This is a genomic window from Algibacter lectus (assembly GCF_900112395.1).
Taxonomy (GTDB): domain Bacteria; phylum Bacteroidota; class Bacteroidia; order Flavobacteriales; family Flavobacteriaceae; genus Algibacter; species Algibacter lectus.
In genome coordinates this window covers 148,948-168,630 of sequence record NZ_FOLN01000010.1, presented here as the reverse complement: position 1 = coordinate 168,630, position 19,683 = coordinate 148,948, and the positions used below count along the sequence as shown (strand labels likewise).

The following is a 19,683-nucleotide window of genomic DNA, read 5'->3' as shown; positions in this document are numbered from 1 at the left end:
ATACTAAATTACTAGACAGAACTAACCATTCCATAAAACTAAACTAAATGAGCCAAGTAAGTATAGAACAAGATGTAATTGAAGATATTGCAGGAGGAGAATTTGAAAGAACCCCAGTACCAAAATCCAAATTAAAAGGATGGAAGAGTTTTATTGGCATGTATGCCGGAGAACATGCTGCAGGAACTGAGTTTATGATTGGCCCCTTGTTTTTAACAGCTGGTGTAAGTGCTTTCGATTTAATTATTGGTTTATTAATAGGAAATCTATTGGCCGTTTTAAGTTGGAGATTTTTAACTGCAGAAATAGCTATTAAAAACAGATTGACTTTATATTTTCAGTTAGAAAAAATATGTGGAAAAAAACTAGTTACAGGTTATAACTTAGCTAACGGTATTTTATTTTGCTTTTTAGCAGGGTCTATGATAACTGTTTCTGCAACAGCGGTAGGCATACCATTTAATATGCCTATGCCAAAGCTAACGGATACCATGCCTAACGGTGCAACTTGGATAATCATAGTTATTCTTATTGGAGCTGTTATATCTATAATTGCAGCACGTGGTTACGATATGGTTACCAAAGCTGCTAACCTAATGTCGCCAATAATTGTAATCGCTTTTTTAGCTTGTGGTATAGTAGCTCTTAACCAATTGGGTGTAACTAGTTTTAGTGATTTTTGGAATATTTGGGGAGAAGGTTCAGAGCCCTTTCCTGGCCAAATAAAATTCACGTTTTGGCATGTTGTAATTTGGTCTTGGTTTGCTAATGGTGCCATGCATATTGGTATGTCGGATTTATCAGTTTTTAGATTTGCAAAAAAAGCCAAAGCAGGCTGGGCAACAGCGGCAGGTATGTACGTAGGTCATTATATGGCATGGATTGCGGCTGCATTATTATATGCCGTTTACTTAAAATCTCCTGAAGCTTTAACTTTTTTAAGCAATGGTGATGCACCTCCCGTAGCACCAGGACCTCTAGCTTATAATGCTATAGGTGTTTTTGGTATTATAGCAGTTGTTTTAGCAGGTTGGACCACTGCAAATCCAACAATTTACAGAGCTGGTTTAGCTTTTCAAGCTATTTTACCAAAACTATCTACAGCAAAGGTTACCCTTTTAGCGGGAGCTATAGCAACTTTAGCAGGACTTTTTCCTGCTTTTGCAATGAAACTTTTAGGTTTTGTTGCGCTTTACGGCTTTATTTTAGCGCCTTTTGGAGCCATTATTGTATTTGAACACTTTTTCCATAAAAAAGTCGGCATCATAAAAAACTATGCTGAAGCGGCTAACTTATCGTTTAATAAATCGGTGTTTTGGGCTTGGGCTATTAGCTTTGGTGTTTTCTACTTTATTTCGGTACAGTTTGATGTATTTTTATCTTTTGTAACACTACCCGCTTGGATTTTATGCGGCGTACTCTTTTTAGTTTTTAGTAAAAAATTCCAAAAGCAGACGAAATAATTAATTATAAAAACATAAAAAAACGGGTTGAAAAGTTTATTACTTTTCAACCCGTTTTTATTTATAAATGATAATAAATACTAAGTTTATTCTATGTGTATTATTCTAATACCATTAAAACAATCGTCTGTACAATTATCCTGAGTATAACCACAAACTGATATTAATCCGTTATTCCCTGTTTCAAAGTAAGTTTTAGCGTTTTTTCTTTTAACCAACCATTCATTTTCAGCTTTATTGTAGATAGCATCTAAGGTTAAAGCTTGAGCTCCTGAGGTATGACTTCCAACTTCTACTTCATTTTCTATCCACTCTAGTTCCTCTTCAGATAAATTAACATCTAAACCTTCTGGTATAAAATATTTAAAATGTCTTTGAGTAACCTCTCCATTAAGTACTGTTATTGTCGTTTCATTAGACCATCCCACCCAAGATCCATTTTGCACAGTATATATGTATGAGTTATTAGTCTCTATTTTGAAAGTCTCTAAAGCTTCAAGACTATTTTCAAAACTACTTTGATAAGATATGTCGTCCGATTCGCAAGACAGACATAAACTTCCAATAAAAACGAAGGCAATAAGGTAAATTTTGTATTTCATAATCTTGAGCTTTTCCCGAAGATGCAACTATTAGCAATTGGTTGCGTTATATCGAAGGTAGTATTTTCAATAATGAAAAAAGAAAAGCCTTTTGTTTCAAGAAAATAATTGAAGAAATACAAAAGAGGTTATCATTTCTTATAAAATAATAACCTCTTTTGTAATTTATATTTTGTGCAAAGCTGCTAAAACAGGAATACCTTCGTTCAGTTTTTTAAGTCTTAATAAGGCTTCAACGTAATAGTAATCGGCATAAACAATTGAATAATCGATCTCTGACCCTGCCGGTGCATGACCTGTAGAATGCAATAAACATGCGGTATTTATATCTTTACTTTGGTAATTTTTAGAAAGTTCTACTAACATACCTTCACCTTTGTTTCTATATTCTTTAGCTAAATTTTCATCTTTAGTAAGTGTTGATAGTTCTAGCAACGCAGAAGCTACTACAGCAGCCGCAGAAGCGTCTCTAGTGGTGTTTGGAATATCTGGAGCATCAAAGTCCCAATACGGTATTAAATCTTCTGGTAAACGATCTAAATATACCTGAGTTACTTTTTGTGCAAAATCTAAATATTTTGGATCTTTAGTTTCTCTATAAACCATGGTATAACCATAAATAGCCCACGATTGTCCACGTGCCCACATACTACTATCACTATACCCTTGGTGTGTTACACCTTTAATTTTCTCTCCTGTATCTTTATCATATATAACAACGTGGTATGATGTATAATCCGGTCTAAAATGATTTTCCATAGTAACATCGGCATGGCTAACAGCCACATCATACAATGCTTTATTATCCCCATTTTTAGATGCCCAAAACAACAACTCTAAATTGATCATGTTGTCCATAATAGTGTTATGCTGTGGCCATTCCATGTTTGGCACATCTCTAGGCCAAGATAAAATAGTACCAACATTAGGATTAAATAATGTAGCTAAAGTATCGGCTGTTTTTAAAATAACATCTTTATAATCTGGATTTTTAGTTAAGCGGTAACCATTTCCAAAACTATTGTAGACCTGAAAACCTAAATCGTGATCTAAAGCAGGTGTTACAGACAATGGTCTAAGATATTCTGTAAATTTATCAGCAGATACTTCCCATTCTTTTTCATTATTAAACTCATATAAATACCAAAGTTCACCTGGCCAAAATCCGCTAGTCCAATCTTTATAATCTACATAACGCCATTCTTTGCTGTCTGGAGCTATATTTCTAGGTATATTTCCTTCGGCTGGTACTAGTTTTAAAGCCTTAGAAGTTTGCTCAACGCAATACGCTAATTGTGCATCAACATCAAAACTTGCTTCTACTGCAACTTCACTTTTCTTTTTACCACAGTTTACCATTAGGAGTGTTACAAAAAATGCGCCTAAAATTTGTAATTTCATATGCCTCATATTTAATATCTATAATCTTTTCTTATTCTATTTCTTAGGTTTGAGCAATTGAATTATGAGTATAAATTCATAATTACAAATCGCTCTCTTATTGAATTCAATATTAGTAAGAATTAAGATTTAACATCATAAATTATAGCGCAATTAGTATAAATTATAGTCATATTTTGACCGAAAGTGCCGTAAAGCCTACAAATTTTAAAATATTCATTAAAAAAACTATTATTTTTTAGCACCCCTTGTTAAGTCGCAATTAAAAAAAATAGAATGAATAGACTGGAAGGTTTTAGAGCTGTAAATTCATGAAGACATATTCAATTTTAATAGGCATAGTTTGAATTTTATATACAAAAAAATCCTCTGATTTTCATCAGAGGATTTTTATACTTTAAACTAGATAACAACACTTCAAATTGTTATTAACTTACCTGTTTAACTCATTATGGCTATTAATTAGTAAATAAATAGGTATGCTCTAGTAACGTAGTTACTTTATTTTTTAATAAAGATATTAGTGTAATACCATCTACCTTCTGCATTTTGTTCTGCCGAGATATCAAAGTTTGTAAAATCACCTTCAATATTTTTACGGTGTCCCTCACTTGCTAACCAAGCTTTCACTAAAGTTTGAGCAGAGCTATAACCATATGCTACATTTTCTGAAACTCTTGCAGCTCCCGTATGAGATTTTAAATACTCACTTCTCTTAAAAAAGTTATCGTGAGAGATTTCATTATTTTCTAGCATGTAATCTGTATGGCTATAAGCTACAGACTTTACAATATTCATATCACCTAAAGCATTTAAACCTTGAGATACCCTATAATCGTTAATTAATTCTAAAGTTTCTACCTCAATACTTTTGGCTTGAATAGTAGTTTCTTCGATTTGGATTTGTTCTCCACTATCATCCATACTTTCTGTGGAACAAGAAAAAGAAAACATAGCTATGAGAGCTATTAACGGAAATTTTAGAAGTGATTTCATAAGTAGGAATTTTTTGAATTATTGCTTTGGGTTTAACAAAGATATTCGCCTACTTAAAAGAAAGTGTTAAAGAAATGTTAAAATCGACAAACAACGTGTATTTCATCGATTTTATTTGCTTTTAATCGTTGAAATACATGTTTTTCAAACTAGAAAATGTATTTCAACGTTATTTTATGAAGATAAACGGTTTATTAACCAACTGTAATCTTCCTGAAGTTGATATCTAATTCTATCATGTAATCTATTAGGACGACCTTGCCAAAACTCGATTTCTACCGGCTTTACAATATAGCCTCCCCAATATTTTGGTCTTAAAATAGGTTTAGCCTCATATTCTTTTTCTAATTCCGAAAGTTTAGTCTCAAGATAAGCACGATTTGGAATCACCTCACTTTGGTTAGAAACTAATGCACCCAACTGACTACCAACAGGTCGTGACTCAAAATAACCATCACTCATATTCTCAGCAATTTTTTCTGCTCGTCCTTTTATAATAATTTGTCGTTCTGCACCATGCCAAAAAAATGATAAGCAAACATTAGGGTTCGCTGCTATAGCTTTTCCTTTTTCACTCTCATAATTAGTATAAAAAATAAATCCTTCGTAAGTGTAGCGCTTTAAAAGTACCACTCTGTTTTTTGGAAAACCATCTAAGCCTAAAGTTGAAACCGTCATCGCATTTGTTTCATCTTCAGCAAAGTGTAAATCTACCTCGTGAAACCATTTTTGAAATAATTCTAACGGATTTTCTGGTACTTCTTCTAAAAGCAATTCACCTTTATCGTAAGATTTTCTGTAGTTACTTAAGTCCTTTTCCATAGATACAAATTAACGAAAAAAAAAGATTCTTTAAATTTTTATTGTGTGAGAATTTTCATATTTTTAAAGAGTTAAATTTGGAAATATGCAATTTAAAAAAACAAAATACTTTAATAGCATGACACATAAGGAAATAGAACTTCCCTTCGGAACATACTATTTCTGCAACAATATTGTAATTTCAGAATTGAATGAAGGCGTACATTTTGATTGGGATAAATGCTCCATGATGATTAATAAAATTTTAGAATTTTATGGTGAAGATTGTAAAATTGGTTTTATCTCCAACAGAATTAACAATTATTCCGTAGATCCAAATAATTGGGTAAGAGCTCATAGCGAATATAACTTTATGATTGCAAGTGCAATAATAATTTACCAAAACTCTAGCTATAAAGTAGCTACCCTAGAAAAATACTTTTCACAAAAAAAATTAAAACGCTGCTTATCCTTAGAAGAAGGTATTACTTGGCTACAAAAATTTAAAAAGCTAAAAGTATAGCCTTAAAAATAACCTCTCTTAACTAAAATCGAACACCTTACCATCTCCACTTAGCTTTACATTATCAAAAACCTCCTCGGCTTCCGTTTTAAAGCCATCCAAACCACCATAGCGTGTAGAAAAATGCCCCAACACTAAAGTGCCCACATTGGCTTGCTTAGCAATGCTAGCAGCTTCTTTAGCTGTGGAATGTTTAGTTTTTGGTCCTAAATGTGCATGTTTTTCTAAAAATGTCGATTCATGGTATAATACATCTACATCTTTTATAATGGGTACAATATCTTCCTTATAGACGGTATCACTGCAAAATGCGTAACTTTTAGGTTTTTCAGCATCACTTGTAACGCTTTCATTTCTTATTAAAACGCCATCTTCGTTCTCAACATCAAAACCTTGTTTTAACTTTCTGTAGTAAGCTACATTTATATTAGCTTCTTCTGCTAAATCTACATTTAATTTACGTTCACCTTCTTTTTCTTTAAATAAATAGCCGTTAGTGTATATACGATGTTCTAACGGAATGGTGTGTACCTCAACCACATCGTCTTGGTAAACTAATTGAGATTCTTTGGAAGATAACTCATGGAAATACAAGTTGTAATTTGTCCAAGAATCGGCCAATTTCATTTGTAGTGTTACAATTTCTTTGATGCCTTTTGGACCATAAACATGCAAATCAGCTTCTCTTTTCAATAATCTAAAGGTTGAAATTAAACCTACTAACCCAAAAAAGTGATCGCCATGCAAATGTGAAATAAACACGTGCTTAATTCTATTGAATTTAATTTTATGTTTACGTAAATGTACCTGTGTACCCTCACCACAATCTATTAGAAACATATGGTTATTAATTTCTAAAACCTGAGATGTAGTATTGGTTAAAGCTCTTGGAGTTGCGCTGTAACAGCCTAAAATAGTGAGCTTCATAAATTTTAATTTAAAGTTTTATATTGCAAGGCATCGGCTGCCGTAAACTTGCTTTTAAAAGAAAAAGCATAAGGCGTTTCGCCGTGTGCATTTAAATAATCTAATCTATCTTTAGCATCCTGAAACGTTGGTATATAGCCTTCTGGCACGTACCAAAACGCGAGATGCATCATTTTAATTTTGCTAAACCATTCTTTTTTACGCTTAAAAACTTCAATATGGTCGGAGTTGTAAGTGTAATTAAAAAGGGCTTCTCTGCTTTCCCAAACCGATATGTTAATAATTAAAGTATCATCTTTAAAAACTAAAACAGCAGCATCTTTATCCTCATCTTTTAAACGCCAAACAAACCCCTCACTACTATCAGCAATGGCATTCATTTTATCCACATTATTTATAAAACCTTGCATAATGGGATCGCTAAGTGGCGCCAAACATTTGGCAATATTTACTTGGGCTAAATAGAATTTACTCATTTTACAAACCTAAGTCGCGTTCCATAACCTCCATTTCAATAAGGTCGTGAGCTTCTTGTAAGGTAGGTACAATAGCTAAATCTTCTGGAGCTTCGTCTAAATCTATTTTACTAGATACAATAACGAAAGAATGCTTAGCAGCACGATGTGTTTTAGAAATTTGTAAAAACTCTGCAACCTCATCCGTACTTATAGCCTCTAAAGATGTTAAAGCAACAATAATATTATTGTTTTTAAACTTAGGATATAAGGCCTGTATTTTTTTTATCAATTCTATACTCGTAGCTTTCTCTTGAGTAATAATAGATGTATTTTCTTTTTGATCAATAATCATAACTATTGTTTTATTTTAGATGCCAATAAATAAATTACCGCCATACGTACGGCAACCCCATTCTGCACCTGATCTAGAATTATAGCCTGATCAGAATCGGCAACATCGCTCGTAATCTCAACGCCACGGTTTATTGGTCCGGGATGCATAATGGTAATTTCTTTATCTAGCGAATTTAGCAAATCTTTTGTAACTCCAAATTGTTGCGTATATTCTCGTGTTGATGGAAAATAACTAATATCCATACGTTCGTTTTGTACACGTAGCATATTAGCAACATCACACCAATTTAAAGCTTTCCTTAAATCGGTTTCTACCTTTACCCCTAATTTATCAATATATTTTGGCAATAAAGTTTTTGGTCCGCAAACCATAACCTCAGCACCTTGTAATTGCAATGCAAATATGTTAGACAGTGCTACTCTACTATGCAGAATATCGCCAACAATAACCACTTTTTTCCCTTTAACACCGCCTAATTTTTCTCTAATAGAATACGAATCTAACAAGGCTTGCGTAGGGTGTTCATGCGCGCCATCTCCAGCATTAATAATACTTGCGTTTACATGCTTAGATAAAAACACACCAGCACCAGGGTTTGGATGACGCATTACAACCATATCCACTTTCATGGATAAAATATTGTTTACCGTATCAATTAAAGTTTCCCCTTTTTTAACAGACGATTGTGCTGAAGAAAAATTTAACACATCGGCAGACAAACGTTTCTCTGCCAACTCGAACGATAATTTTGTTCTTGTAGAGTTTTCAAAAAATAAATTGGCAATGGTAATATCACGTAGCGAAGGCACCTTTTTAATCGGTCGGTTTATAACCTCTTTAAAATGATCGGCCGTTTCAAAAATAAGTTGAATATCCTGTTTGTTCAGGTATTTAATACCTAATAAGTGGTTTACACTTAATTCGCTCATGATTTTAATATTCAGTTGGCCCCAATAGTTGCCAGTTGTTCAAATTGTATATTACCTAGCTTCTTTTAAAACTAAAAAACTATTTTTCAATTAAATAAACCGCGTCTTCACCATCTTGCTCCGTCCAGTTTACTTTCACTTTTTCGTTGTTAATTACATCTACCTGGCGGCCACGGTAATCGGGCTGTATCGGTAAATGTCTACTAAAACGTCTATCAATAAGTGTTAAAAGTTCAATTTCTTTCGGTCGCCCAAAAGATTGTATAGCCGTTAAAGCCGAACGAATACTTCGCCCAGTGTATAACACATCGTCCACAAAAACGACATTTTTTTCTTCAACCAAAAAATTAATTTTAGTAGCATTGGCTTCCAACGGTTTATCGCTACGTCTAAAATCGTCACGATAAAAAGTAATATCCAATTGCCCTAATTTAATATCTTTAATTTTATAATCTTCGGTTAAAATTTTGGCCAATCGGCTCGCTAAAAACACACCACGTGGTTGCAAACCAATTAAAACGGTATTCGAAAAATCGTGATGTCGTTCAATAAGCTGGCAAGCCAATCTGTGAAGAATGATATTTATGGCTTTAGCGTTAAGTAAAACTTTTTGACTCATATGGTGTTCCAAACGTATTTGGTAAACAAAGGTAATGCAAAAAAAGATAAGTAGAAACCCTAGTCAATAACTTTATTTTGGGCGCAACCCTATCGGGTCGGGCTATACGTTGCAAGTCCTCGTAAGCCCGATTCTCATCGGACTTACTGTGGGCTTTACACTGCTATCCCTTGCGCATAGCTCGCAGCGGTAGTTCTATAAAGCAAAGTGCCATTTAAACCACTACAACTACTTGTAATAATATTATAATCCAAATATTTTAGCATCTACATAAAATGTAGAATTCACATCAATATTATGGTCTTCAGAAATTAACTCATCTGTTACAGCTTCTACTCTAAGTGTATAAGCATCACTTTTAATATACACCTTTAAATCTTCGCTAGTTGTTTCCAGCATAAGGCTCTTTTCTGCATTTTCCGGTACCTCTTCCATCCAAGCAATTAACATTTCCTCTTCATCTTCCGCAGAAATATAAATATTAATAGAATTCAAAAAATTAAAATTGCCCTCTTCTGGTGAGATCAACTTCAATTCCATATCGGTAAGATTAATAGACTCTATTAAATCTTTCTTGGTATTGTTATTCTCAAAAGTAGATTCCGAGTTTGTAGTAACTTCTGGTGTTTCCATGAAAAAAGGCACATCTACCACAGTGGTCGATTGTATAACAACAGATTCGGTGTAATTAATTTCAAATTTGGTTAATTCATCTAGCGCATCGCAACCAACAATTAAGGTTAATAGAAATGCGCTTACAATTAATTTAATAGTTTTCATAGGTTATTTTTTGGGGTTTATTTTTAATTTAAGTTTTCAAATATAAGATAAAACGACCAATAAATCGGTTTAAACGCAAAAACAGTCGTTTTTTAAATAAAAAAAACTCAAGTTTAAAAAACTTGAGTTTCAGCTATTAAGTGTTAATTAATGAGTCTATTTAAGCCTAAACTCAGAGCTTGATACTAAATCTTTATCGTTATAAACATTAACCACGTAACGTCCTTTTTCAAACTTCTCTTTCCCTTCAGATGCAACAAACTCGCACACATTAAGACTTATGTTTTCATAGTTAAATTTACTAATCATACTATAGTTTACAATAGTTTCATCGAACTGTACTTGCTCGTTTAAGCCTAACGTACGGTTTAATGGGTCTACAACTTGTACATACAATTCTTGATCTCCACTTTGTACTAACGCATTTTTAGGAACCGTAAAGCAAACTCTAATTTTATCTGTACGGCTAGCACGTTCTGTTGGAATTAATTTTCCAGAAGCACGCTCTATAACGCCAAAACCTTTTAAACCTACAGCACCTAAAACAGAGGCATTGTTAACTACTTCGGCTAATGCCGTATTTTGTATCAATAAAGAATCTGTAAAAATAGTACGCTCTTCTAAACGCACTCTTGTGCTATCTAAAGATGTTGCTAAATACGAGTTCTCTACGCGTAAAGAATCATTTTGTGCTAATAACACATCCATTTCTTTTTGTAACGATGCGTATTTTTGTTTGTATCTCCACAAACTTTTTACGTTAGTTTCAGAAATTTGTAAAGAATCTATTAATCCTTGAATTCTACCTCGAGCATCAATTAAATTTTTGTTCGAAATTTGATTTTCACTAATTGCCTCATCATATTGTTTAGCCATTGTGTTAAGATCGTTCATTACCAAACGTTTTTGTTCGGTTAACTCCTGCTCTACCTCGTTACTTTTCTTATTAAGGTTCATGGCGTAAAAACCAGTTGCCAAAAATAAAACCAATGCAATCCCTAAAGCCACTTTTAGCCCTGTACTGTTGTTAGAATTTTCCATATATTTTATAAATTTAAATTTTAGTTTTAATACTAAATGTACTGTCGACATTTGTTCTATATACGCACCACTTATTATTTTGGATCGAATACCCTTGTTAAAAATAAATATAACGTAATTTAGTTCTCTCTTTTTTAAAAAGAACTAACAAACAATTATGACGGTAGAAATAATACCTTTCGAGCAAAAATACACAACAGATTTTTATAACCTAAATATAGAGTGGTTAAAATCGCTTTTTTATGTAGAACCTTACGATGAAATGATACTTAAAAATTGTGAAACCCATATTATAGACCAAGGTGGCCATATATTTTTCGCAAAATTGAATAATGATATTGTTGGCACCGTAGCTTTAATGAAAATGGAAGGCACTAATAATTTTGAATTAACCAAAATGGCAGTTTCTCCGGCTCATCGCGGATTTAAAATTGGGCAAAAACTTATGCATAATGTTATTCACTTTGCTAAAACCAAACAGATCCCTAAACTTATTATTTATTCTAACCGGAAATTAGAAAACGCCATTTACGTCTATAAAAAGTATGGTTTTGTTGAAATCCCTTTGGAAGAAAACAACCATTACGAACGCGCCGATATTAAAATGGAATTAGCCTTTTAATAGAAGTAACTCTAATTATTTTTTTACATTTGATAATACCTTAAAAACTTATTCATGAAAATTAAAATTTTAATCCTTTTTGTTACCAGTTTACTTGCTTTTAACAACTCTATTTTGGCTCAAGAAAGCACCTCTAGCTTATTAGATAAAGCGCAGACCGAAGCTAAAAAAGAAGGCAAAGCTATATTTATAAAGTTTGAAGCTTCTTGGTGTGGTTGGTGCAAAAAAATGACAAAAGACATGAAAGCCGATGAAACTAAAGCCTTTTTTGAAGCAAACTATGTTACGGTGCCTATTGTTGTAAAAGAATCTAAAGGAAAGGAACATTTAGAGAATCCGGGATCTAACGATTTACTAAAAAAATATAACGGCGAAAAAGCAGGTTTACCGTTTTGGGTAATTCTAGATGCCGATTTAAATGTAATTACAAATGCTTACAATGCTAAAGGCCAGAATTTAGGCGCTCCAGGAACTAAAGAAGAGGCAGATGTTTTTATTGAAAAAATAAAGAAATCGGCTAAAAAAATAACAGAAGAAGATATTGCGAGTATTAAAAAGCAGTTTGTACTAAAAAGTTAGATTACATATTATAAAAACAAAAAAAGCTCAAGATTTCGGTCTTGAGCTTTTTTGTTTTGTATAAACTAGTAAACACCACAGTTATTTATGATTCTAATGGTACATCTGGTAATTTATTTTTAAAACTTGGCGCATTCTCTCTGTACGATACCTTTTTCTTTTTAGAAACAACAAGTAATAAATCTTCCTTTAAGGTAAACAAGGTTCCGCCTCTAAACGAATTGGTTAGTAATTCTTCTATTTCGGCAATAGCCTCGGGCAAAGAAAATTGCTTGTACACCTCCTCTTCTGTGTGGCGGTATTTAAATTGAAAGATTGTTTTTCCCTCAACTACAAACAAACGCATATATACATTTACTAAACCTTCGCTTTTTCTTAAAGGTCTGCTTAAGGTTAGTTTTACAAACTCATCATCGATTACACTTTGTTGTAATCTTTCAAAAAAATCTTTAAATTCACTCATGCTGCAAAGATAGAAAATGCCTCTATAAAGCCATAGTTTTTAATACAATTATACAGGTGTGTTTTTGGCCTTCTATTTTAAGTAAATAATTCTAAAACTTAAATTTATTACAAAATGAAACTTGTGTTTAGGTTTTAGCACATTCTCCATAAACAGACCCGCGTTAGGGATTGATGCGGCATCCTTTTTACAAATTGGCTAAGCCTATAAACTAAGGATGAAACAAGTTTTAATTGAAGTGCTATTACAAACAGAACACTCCAAACCTTTGTAAAAAGATACAGCGGAAAGCCCGACCCTTTTCGGGTAACGCCATAAAAAAAAACGATTGACAAACTTTACAGTTCATCAATCGTTTTAATTTAGTTTTTATGTAATTACGTTTAGCCTTTTAACCAAGCTTCGCGTAATGTTTTTTGAGCTTCGGTAACATCTTTCTTTTCGAATACTCCGTTACCCATAGTGTACGATTTTGTGGTTTTGGTATTGATTTCAATATCTTTTCCTTCGCGGTTTAGGGTTACGTTTATATCGGTTCCTGGAGTCCAAGCAAACATTTTTTGTAACAAATCGTTTGCATTTTGCATTGTAAACGGCTCGCCAGATACGGCTTTTAAAACATCGTTTGGTTGCACACCTTGCTCGTTCCAGAAGCTGTTTTTAGATACTTCTTCCGTAAAGAAAACTTCTCCTTTTTCTGGATTTGCTCCAAATAATAAGGTTCCTGCATTGTGTACGTAGCCTGTTTCTACTTTACCTTCGGTAATTTCTAAACCTACTTTACCTAAAAATTGGTTGTAGTTAATTGGAATATCGCCAATAACATGGTTATCGAAAAAATCGCGTAGTGACGGATACGTCATGGCTACAATTTCGTCAATAAGTTTATCATCTTCAAACGGTTTGTTTTTTCCGTATTTATTAGATAGTTCTTTCATTAAAGATAAAATACCACGTTGACCGTTACTTTCTTCGCGTAGCATAATATCAATACACATACCTATTAAGGCTCCTTTTTGGTACACGTTTGTATATTGATCTTTGTAAGGTGCTTTTAGTACATTTTCACTCATTATGGTAAAGCTCATAGCATCGTTCATGTTTTGAGATTCTTGTACTTTTTCCATGATTTTATTAAAAAACTCATCTTCTGACACTAAATCTTCACTTACCTGAAAAAGGGTTGCAAAGTACTCGGTTACACCTTCGTACATCCATAAATGCTTAGAGAATGTTGGGTTGTTGTAATCGAAATAGTGAACATCTTCTGAGTGCACGCTTAATGGCGTTACAATATGGAAAAACTCATGAGATACTACATCTGTCATGCTGCTAGCTAGCGTAGCTTCGTCCATATCTTCTGGTAAAACGACTACCGTAGATGTGTGGTGCTCTAGTGCGCCAAAACCTTTTGGAGACTCTTCTGTCCCTTCAGACAAATACAAATAAATATCGTATCGAGGTGTTGAGTTAATATCGCCTAAAAATACTTTTTGAGCTTGCATCATTTTAAAAACAACATCTTTTAGAGAGGCTGCAGAATGCACGTTGTTTGGCGAGTAAACGCTTAATACAATTTTAATATCGCCAACCATAAACTCTTCTACATCGAGTTTACCATACATCATTGGGTTATCGGTAATATCGAAATAACGGGTTGCAAAATAACTTGTAGTTACACTTTTACCGTCTTCACTAGTTTTAGAATTTACAGTTTGTAATGCTGATGTACGAACAAAATCGGCTGAACCTGTAACATCTAATTTATATTGGTTGTTTTTTAAAGTATCGAAATACCCAATAAAACCATGTAAGTTAAGCACATAGTTTTCTGGCTCAATATTAGTTCCCGATGGGGAAAATGGCTCTTCGCCACCAATACCTCCTTTGGTTTCAATATCGAAAGTATCATTTACTAAATAAGTTATTTTATCTAGTTCCTTTGCATTGGCAATCGTCCATGTGTTTTCGTCTACCTTTACTACTGGCATACTTTCACCTTTGTAGTTAATGGCTTTAAAATCGTCTACATACTTACCAAAATCGCTAACAGAATACGTTCCTTGTACCACTCTTGGTAATCTATAAGTTACGCTAGATACTGTAAAACGCCCTGGATTGATAACTACAGGAGCTTTATCATCGGTAACGTTATCTAAATTAATAGATGTTTCTATTGGTGTACTTACAGCTAAATCGTTTTTTGCGTTTTTTGTTGAATTACAACTTGCTAATAAAAGCCCCATCATGACAGATGCGGAAAGGAACTTGGTATTCATATTTTACTTTTAATTTAATTACGGCTGTGCATGAATTTGGTCTGGCACAACCTAGATTTATAATCACTCTATTTTAACTAAACGCATAGAATTTTTAGCAGATTCATGCAGACTACTTAGATATAAATAATTGACATCGAAATTACCATTCTGTTACATATTATTCTCCTAAGGTTTTGTTAAATTCGCAACATGCAAAAACCATTAGTCAGTATTCTCATTCCGTTTAAAAACACCGGAGCGTATTTAAAACCGTGCCTAACATCTATTATAAATCAAAGTTATTCCAACTGGGAATTACTTATTATAGACGACGGTTCTACTGACGATAGTTTTGATATTGTAAACTCTTTCGCGCTTAAAGATGCAAGAATACAACTTTATAAGAATATAGGAAACGGAATTATTGATGCATTGCAACTCGCATTTTCTAAAAGTAGTGGCAAACTTATTACCCGCATGGATAGCGATGATATTATGCTACCCAACAAAATTGAAGTATTAGCACATAACTTAATAACACACGGCACGCAACATGTTGCCGTTGGGTTGGTTAATTATTTTGCTGAAGATGGCATAAAAGATGGCATAAAAGATGGCTATAAAAGCTATGAAGTTTGGTTGAATGGTTTAACTGAAAAAGGAATTAATTTTTCTGAAATTTATAAAGAATGTGTTATTCCATCGCCTTGCTGGATGGTTTACCGCAGCGATTTTATTGCCTGCAATGCCTTTAATCCAAACTTATATCCTGAAGATTACGACTTAGCTTTTCGGTTTTACAAACATGGCTTTAAGTGTATACCTTGTAATGAAGTTTTGCACAATTGGCGCGATTATAATACCCGTACTTCGCGCACACATATCCATTATGCTGAAAATCATTTTATTGATATTAAGCTGAAATATTTTCTAGAACTCGATTACAATCTCGACAAAACCTTAGTGATTTGGGGAGCCGGAAAAAAAGGAAAAACCATTGCTAAAAAATTGATTGAAAAAAAAATACCTTTTGAATGGATTTGCGATAACCCTAACAAAATTGGTCGCGATATCTATGGCGTAATTCTTAAACCCTTTAATTATTTAGCTGAAACTGGCCACGCACAAAGCATTATTACTGTAGCAAATAAAACCGAACAGAAAGATATTTTAGAATATATGAAAGGACTTAACTTAAAACCAATTGAAGATTATGTATTTTTCTGTTAATTGTATTTTTTGAGTTTATTGTTAGAAAAATATTCGTGAATTGATGGCATTATTTTTTTCATTCTCTATATTTGTGTAATTATAAAAACCATGCAGTTTAAACACCCCGAACTTCTTTACGCCTTATTTTTACTGCTTATCCCTATAATTGTTCACTTATTTCAATTACGTAAATTTGAAAAAGTAGATTTTACCAACGTTGCTTTTTTAAAAGAAGCAAAACTACAAGCTCGAAAAAGTTCGCAAATTAAAAAATGGCTTATTCTCTGCATGCGCTTATTATTATTAGCCTGCCTTGTATTAGCCTTTGCTCAACCTTTTACAGCAAAAACTAACGCTTTTAAATCGAAAAAAGAAACGGTAATTTATTTAGATAATTCGTTTAGCATGCAAGCTAAAGGTAACAAAGGCGAGCTTTTAAAAAGAGCCATACAAGATATTATAGCGCATGTTCCTGAAAACGAAAACATAACACTTTTAACCAATAACAACGTCTATAAAAACGTAACTATTAAAAGTATTAAAAACGATTTATTACAACTGGGGTATGCCGCTACTCCACTAACGTCTCAAGCGGCCTATTTAAAAAGTAACACCTTTTTTAGCAACCAAAAAAGTAGCTTAAAAAACTTAATTTACATCTCAGATTTTCAGGATAGTAATCAAGGTTTTTCAATTGATAAAGATTCTTTGAAAACAAATTATTTTGTTCAACTCCAACCTGTAAACAACGAAAACATAGCTATTGATAGTGCTTTTATTTCAAGCAAAACAGCCTCTGAAATTCAATTAAGTGTTCTATTGAAAAACACGGGAAAACCTTTGGAGAATCTACCCGTTTCACTTTTTAATAACGACACTTTAATTGCAAAAACATCGGTAAGTATAGATAAAGAAGCGAGCACGACCTTTACACTACCAACAAATAAAATAATAAACGGTAAAATAAGCATAGATGATGCGAGTTTACAGTTTGATAACAGCTTGTTTTTCAATATTAATAACACCGAAAAAGTTAATGTATTAGCGATAAACGAAGCCAATGATGATTTTTTAAAACGTATTTATACGGTTAGTGAGTTTAACTACACATCATTTGCTTTAAACCAGTTAAACTATAACATTTTAGAAGCACAAAACCTGGTTGTTTTAAATGAAATAAACACTATACCAAATGCTTTAATTGCTGCGCTAAAACAATTTACTAGCCAAGGTGGTTCGCTTGTTGTTATACCTTCTAGCAATATTACTATAGACACTTACAACAATTTGCTACAAATTTTTCAATCTACTTTTATACACTTCAATAAAACCGAAAAACGCATTACGACTATCAATTACTCTCATCCTTTATTTAACAATGGGGTGTTTGAGAAACAGGTTAGTAATTTTCAATATCCAAAAGTTAACGGATTTTATAATATAAATTCAGCAAGTCTGTCGTCAATTCTTAAATATGAAGATGGCGCTCCTTTTTTGTTTCAGAATAAAAACACTTTTGTATTTACTTCGGCCTTGAATAAAGAACATTCCAACTTTAAAAATTCGCCGCTAATTGTACCTACGCTTTACAATATTGGGAAGTATAGTTTTAAAATCCCTGATCTATATTATACCATCGGGAAAAACAATAGCTTTGAAGTCAATACGCAATTGCAACAAGATGCCGTATTAACGCTGAGTAACCAAACGGAAAACATGATTCTGGAACAGCAACTTTTTAATAACAAAGTGCTCATTAAAACTTCCGAAACACCCAATACCGCGAATATTTACAGTATAACAAACAAAACGGACGTTATTAAAAACGTAAGTTATAATTACGATAGAACGGAAAGCAACCTACTTTACTCCAACTTATCTACCACAGAAAACATAAACCTGAACAACTCTGTTGCCCAAGTTTTCGATACCATAAAAAGTGACTCAAAAATTAATGCGCTATGGAAATGGTTTGTTATTTTTGCACTAGCGTTTTTACTTACTGAAATGTGCATATTAAAATATTTTAAATGAACATACTTATAAAATCGGCCACGATAATAGATTCTAAAAGCGAGTTTCATAACAGTACTCAGGATATATTAATTGAAAATGGCGTGATTACTTCCATTGCTAAATCCATTAAAAACACCAACAAATACCAAGAAATTCAACTTGATAATTTACACATTTCTCAAGGTTGGTTTGATAGTAGCGTGAGTTTTGGAGAACCTGGTTTTGAAGAACGTGATACCATAGAAAATGGGTTAAAAACTGCCGCTGCATCTGGTTTTACAGCAGTAGCAATGAATGCGAATAGCAACCCGGTAATAGACTCTAACTCTAATATTACATTTGTAAATGCCAAAGCGCAAAACCATGCCGTAAGTTTATTACCTATAGGCGCTTTAACCGTTGGAAGTAAAGGAGAAGATTTAGCCGAATTATACGATATGAAATCTGCCGGAGCTGTAGCTTTTTACGATTACAAAAAGCCAATTTCTAATCCTAACCTCATGAAAATTGCTTTGCAATACGCCAGTAATTTTGATGGATTAATTTGTGCTTTTCCTCAGGAAAATAAAATTGCAGGTCATGGTGTAATGAATGAAAACATTACAAGTACTACCCTTGGTTTAAAAGGTATTCCTGCTATGGCAGAAGAATTACAAATTGCACGCGATATATTTTTGCTAGAATACACCGGTGGAAAATTACATATTCCAACAATTTCTACTGCCAAATCAGTAGAATTAGTACGCGAAGCCAAACAGAAAAAACTAAATATTACTTGTAGCGTTGCTATACATAACTTATATTTCTCTGATGCAACATTAAGCGATTTTAACACGCATTTTAAAGTATTACCTCCCTTACGCATACAAAGTGATATTGATGCCTTAATTGAAGGTATTAAAGATGGCACCATCGATATGGTAACCAGTGACCACAACCCTATTGATGTGGAACATAAAAAAATTGAATTCGACCATGCTAAAAACGGTACTATTGGTTTAGAATCGGCCTTTGGAGCACTTCAATCCATATTCACTATTAAGAAAACTATTGATCTTTTAACCAAAGGAAAATCTAGATTTGGATTAGAAAACACACCGATAAATATTGGCAACAAAGCAGATTTATCATTATTTAATCCGGATACAAAATACACATTTTCTAAAAATGACATCATATCAAAATCTAAAAACGCCATTTTTGAGGGTGAAGCTTTAAAAGGTAAAGTTTACGGTATTATTTCTAACAATAAAGTTTCTATAAACTCATAATTTAAATGACAGTACAAGATATTGAAATAGGGCGTAAAAACGCTATAATTAGCTATTTAACCATATTTGGAACCATAATAGCATTCTATTTAAACAACGAAAAAAAGAGTGAATTTGCCACCTTCCACATCAGGCAAGCCTTAGGCCTTTGGTTAACCTTTTTTGCATTAGGTTATATTGTTGGTAGTTTTGATAGTTGGTTAGTATCTATGGGATTCTACATATTTTTTGCTGTACTTTTCGTTTTTGGATTTGGAAACGCTGTTGGTAAAAAAGCCCAACCTATACCTTTAGTCGGCGCTTTGTATCAAAGAATGTTTGCTAACCTTGGCAAATAAAAACAAGAGTTTTTAAATTTTAAAAA

General features: G+C 33.0%; 21 protein-coding genes. 8 read left to right on the top strand and 13 right to left on the bottom strand.

Features of this window, described 5'->3' with window-relative positions:
• The first annotated feature begins 47 nt into the window (after positions 1-47).
• Entirely contained in the window at positions 48-1,463 is a 1,416-nt protein-coding gene (locus BM246_RS16235; RefSeq protein ID WP_074939327.1) for a purine-cytosine permease family protein, read from the top strand.
• Positions 1,464-1,549: 86 nt separating this feature from the next.
• Here the strand turns inward: BM246_RS16235 and BM246_RS16230 are convergent, their stop codons facing one another.
• From BM246_RS16230 to pdxH, 4 genes are all read right to left on the bottom strand, one after another.
• Entirely contained in the window at positions 1,550-2,065 is a 516-nt protein-coding gene (locus BM246_RS16230) for a hypothetical protein (RefSeq protein WP_074939325.1), read from the bottom strand.
• Positions 2,066-2,230: 165 nt separating this feature from the next.
• Entirely contained in the window at positions 2,231-3,466 is a 1,236-nt protein-coding gene (locus BM246_RS16225) for a glycoside hydrolase family 88 protein (RefSeq protein ID WP_074939323.1), read from the bottom strand.
• A 501-nt stretch (positions 3,467-3,967) separates the two neighbouring features.
• Complete coding sequence (locus BM246_RS16220; protein WP_042498346.1) at positions 3,968-4,462, bottom strand: CAP domain-containing protein; 495 nt, start codon at positions 4,460-4,462, stop codon at positions 3,968-3,970.
• Positions 4,463-4,636: 174 nt separating this feature from the next.
• Positions 4,637-5,284, bottom strand: a complete 648-nt coding sequence (gene pdxH, locus BM246_RS16215) for a pyridoxamine 5'-phosphate oxidase (RefSeq protein ID WP_074939320.1) — start codon at positions 5,282-5,284, stop codon at positions 4,637-4,639.
• A gap of 85 nt (positions 5,285-5,369) precedes the next feature.
• Here pdxH and BM246_RS16210 point away from each other — a divergent pair, with 85 nt between their 5' ends.
• Positions 5,370-5,786, top strand: a complete 417-nt coding sequence (locus BM246_RS16210; protein WP_042502787.1) for a hypothetical protein — start codon at positions 5,370-5,372, stop codon at positions 5,784-5,786.
• 18 nt (positions 5,787-5,804) lie between these two features.
• On the opposite strand, the gene BM246_RS16205 is transcribed toward BM246_RS16210, so the two are convergent.
• From BM246_RS16205 to BM246_RS16175, 7 genes are all read right to left on the bottom strand, one after another.
• On the bottom strand, positions 5,805-6,713 hold the full coding sequence (locus BM246_RS16205; RefSeq protein ID WP_074939307.1) for a ribonuclease Z: 909 nt from the start codon (positions 6,711-6,713) through the stop codon (positions 5,805-5,807).
• A 5-nt stretch (positions 6,714-6,718) separates the two neighbouring features.
• Complete coding sequence (locus tag BM246_RS16200; RefSeq protein ID WP_074939306.1) at positions 6,719-7,189, bottom strand: DUF3291 domain-containing protein; 471 nt, start codon at positions 7,187-7,189, stop codon at positions 6,719-6,721.
• A gap of 1 nt (position 7,190) precedes the next feature.
• Positions 7,191-7,523 carry a hypothetical protein gene (locus tag BM246_RS16195; protein ID WP_042498338.1) on the bottom strand — a complete coding sequence of 111 codons (333 nt, stop codon included), beginning with the start codon at positions 7,521-7,523 and terminating at the stop codon, positions 7,191-7,193.
• A 2-nt stretch (positions 7,524-7,525) separates the two neighbouring features.
• A complete protein-coding gene (locus BM246_RS16190; RefSeq protein WP_042502793.1) occupies positions 7,526-8,455 on the bottom strand; it encodes an aspartate carbamoyltransferase catalytic subunit in 930 nt (309 codons plus the stop codon).
• A 79-nt stretch (positions 8,456-8,534) separates the two neighbouring features.
• Positions 8,535-9,074 carry a bifunctional pyr operon transcriptional regulator/uracil phosphoribosyltransferase PyrR gene (pyrR, locus tag BM246_RS16185; RefSeq protein WP_042498335.1) on the bottom strand — a complete coding sequence of 180 codons (540 nt, stop codon included), beginning with the start codon at positions 9,072-9,074 and terminating at the stop codon, positions 8,535-8,537.
• Between the two features lie 243 nt (positions 9,075-9,317).
• A complete protein-coding gene (locus BM246_RS16180) occupies positions 9,318-9,854 on the bottom strand; it encodes a hypothetical protein (RefSeq protein WP_074939304.1) in 537 nt (178 codons plus the stop codon).
• A 156-nt stretch (positions 9,855-10,010) separates the two neighbouring features.
• Positions 10,011-10,895: a chromosome partitioning protein ParA gene (locus BM246_RS16175; RefSeq protein WP_074939302.1), complete on the bottom strand. Its 885-nt coding sequence runs from the start codon at positions 10,893-10,895 to the stop codon at positions 10,011-10,013.
• A 157-nt stretch (positions 10,896-11,052) separates the two neighbouring features.
• Here BM246_RS16175 and BM246_RS16170 point away from each other — a divergent pair, with 157 nt between their 5' ends.
• Together BM246_RS16170 and BM246_RS16165 are read left to right on the top strand one after the other, a co-directional pair.
• Positions 11,053-11,517 (top strand): GNAT family N-acetyltransferase, encoded by a 465-nt coding sequence (locus BM246_RS16170; protein ID WP_042498330.1) that lies wholly within the window; start codon positions 11,053-11,055, stop codon positions 11,515-11,517.
• 54 nt (positions 11,518-11,571) lie between these two features.
• Positions 11,572-12,096 (top strand): thioredoxin family protein, encoded by a 525-nt coding sequence (locus BM246_RS16165; protein WP_074939300.1) that lies wholly within the window; start codon positions 11,572-11,574, stop codon positions 12,094-12,096.
• An 85-nt stretch (positions 12,097-12,181) separates the two neighbouring features.
• Here BM246_RS16165 and BM246_RS16160 read toward each other — a convergent pair whose 3' ends face one another.
• The gene (locus tag BM246_RS16160; protein WP_042498326.1) at positions 12,182-12,559 is read right to left on the bottom strand and encodes a hypothetical protein; all 378 of its coding nucleotides are present in this window, start codon (positions 12,557-12,559) and stop codon (positions 12,182-12,184) included.
• Positions 12,560-12,942: 383 nt separating this feature from the next.
• Entirely contained in the window at positions 12,943-14,838 is a 1,896-nt protein-coding gene (locus BM246_RS16155) for a M61 family metallopeptidase (RefSeq protein ID WP_074939298.1), read from the bottom strand.
• A 192-nt stretch (positions 14,839-15,030) separates the two neighbouring features.
• Here BM246_RS16155 and BM246_RS16150 point away from each other — a divergent pair, with 192 nt between their 5' ends.
• The 4 genes from BM246_RS16150 to BM246_RS16135 all read left to right on the top strand — a co-directional run bounded on the left by BM246_RS16150 (position 15,031) and on the right by BM246_RS16135 (position 19,657).
• Positions 15,031-16,050 (top strand): glycosyltransferase family 2 protein, encoded by a 1,020-nt coding sequence (locus tag BM246_RS16150; RefSeq protein ID WP_074939296.1) that lies wholly within the window; start codon positions 15,031-15,033, stop codon positions 16,048-16,050.
• Positions 16,051-16,140: 90 nt separating this feature from the next.
• Complete coding sequence (locus BM246_RS16145) at positions 16,141-18,066, top strand: BatA domain-containing protein (RefSeq protein WP_074939294.1); 1,926 nt, start codon at positions 16,141-16,143, stop codon at positions 18,064-18,066.
• On the top strand, positions 18,063-19,319 hold the full coding sequence (locus BM246_RS16140; RefSeq protein WP_074939292.1) for a dihydroorotase: 1,257 nt from the start codon (positions 18,063-18,065) through the stop codon (positions 19,317-19,319). The genes BM246_RS16145 and BM246_RS16140 overlap by 4 nt, the downstream gene beginning before the upstream one ends.
• Before the next feature lie 5 nt (positions 19,320-19,324).
• Entirely contained in the window at positions 19,325-19,657 is a 333-nt protein-coding gene (locus BM246_RS16135; RefSeq protein WP_042498314.1) for a hypothetical protein, read from the top strand.
• Positions 19,658-19,683: the final 26 nt, after the last annotated feature.

What these genes read in the sequence shown, in the direction of transcription:
- BM246_RS16235 (WP_074939327.1), top strand. Translation starts at nt 48, where the DNA reads ATGAGCCAAGTAAGTATAGAACAAGATGTAATTGAAGATATTGCAGGA.
- BM246_RS16230 (WP_074939325.1), bottom strand. Translation starts at nt 2,065, where the DNA reads ATGAAATACAAAATTTACCTTATTGCCTTCGTTTTTATTGGAAGTTTA.
- BM246_RS16225 (WP_074939323.1), bottom strand. Translation starts at nt 3,466, where the DNA reads ATGAAATTACAAATTTTAGGCGCATTTTTTGTAACACTCCTAATGGTA.
- BM246_RS16220 (WP_042498346.1), bottom strand. Translation starts at nt 4,462, where the DNA reads ATGAAATCACTTCTAAAATTTCCGTTAATAGCTCTCATAGCTATGTTT.
- pdxH (WP_074939320.1), bottom strand. Translation starts at nt 5,284, where the DNA reads ATGGAAAAGGACTTAAGTAACTACAGAAAATCTTACGATAAAGGTGAA.
- BM246_RS16210 (WP_042502787.1), top strand. Translation starts at nt 5,370, where the DNA reads ATGCAATTTAAAAAAACAAAATACTTTAATAGCATGACACATAAGGAA.
- BM246_RS16205 (WP_074939307.1), bottom strand. Translation starts at nt 6,713, where the DNA reads ATGAAGCTCACTATTTTAGGCTGTTACAGCGCAACTCCAAGAGCTTTA.
- BM246_RS16200 (WP_074939306.1), bottom strand. Translation starts at nt 7,189, where the DNA reads ATGAGTAAATTCTATTTAGCCCAAGTAAATATTGCCAAATGTTTGGCG.
- BM246_RS16195 (WP_042498338.1), bottom strand. Translation starts at nt 7,523, where the DNA reads ATGATTATTGATCAAAAAGAAAATACATCTATTATTACTCAAGAGAAA.
- BM246_RS16190 (WP_042502793.1), bottom strand. Translation starts at nt 8,455, where the DNA reads ATGAGCGAATTAAGTGTAAACCACTTATTAGGTATTAAATACCTGAAC.
- pyrR (WP_042498335.1), bottom strand. Translation starts at nt 9,074, where the DNA reads ATGAGTCAAAAAGTTTTACTTAACGCTAAAGCCATAAATATCATTCTT.
- BM246_RS16180 (WP_074939304.1), bottom strand. Translation starts at nt 9,854, where the DNA reads ATGAAAACTATTAAATTAATTGTAAGCGCATTTCTATTAACCTTAATT.
- BM246_RS16175 (WP_074939302.1), bottom strand. Translation starts at nt 10,895, where the DNA reads ATGGAAAATTCTAACAACAGTACAGGGCTAAAAGTGGCTTTAGGGATT.
- BM246_RS16170 (WP_042498330.1), top strand. Translation starts at nt 11,053, where the DNA reads ATGACGGTAGAAATAATACCTTTCGAGCAAAAATACACAACAGATTTT.
- BM246_RS16165 (WP_074939300.1), top strand. Translation starts at nt 11,572, where the DNA reads ATGAAAATTAAAATTTTAATCCTTTTTGTTACCAGTTTACTTGCTTTT.
- BM246_RS16160 (WP_042498326.1), bottom strand. Translation starts at nt 12,559, where the DNA reads ATGAGTGAATTTAAAGATTTTTTTGAAAGATTACAACAAAGTGTAATC.
- BM246_RS16155 (WP_074939298.1), bottom strand. Translation starts at nt 14,838, where the DNA reads ATGAATACCAAGTTCCTTTCCGCATCTGTCATGATGGGGCTTTTATTA.
- BM246_RS16150 (WP_074939296.1), top strand. Translation starts at nt 15,031, where the DNA reads ATGCAAAAACCATTAGTCAGTATTCTCATTCCGTTTAAAAACACCGGA.
- BM246_RS16145 (WP_074939294.1), top strand. Translation starts at nt 16,141, where the DNA reads ATGCAGTTTAAACACCCCGAACTTCTTTACGCCTTATTTTTACTGCTT.
- BM246_RS16140 (WP_074939292.1), top strand. Translation starts at nt 18,063, where the DNA reads ATGAACATACTTATAAAATCGGCCACGATAATAGATTCTAAAAGCGAG.
- BM246_RS16135 (WP_042498314.1), top strand. Translation starts at nt 19,325, where the DNA reads ATGACAGTACAAGATATTGAAATAGGGCGTAAAAACGCTATAATTAGC.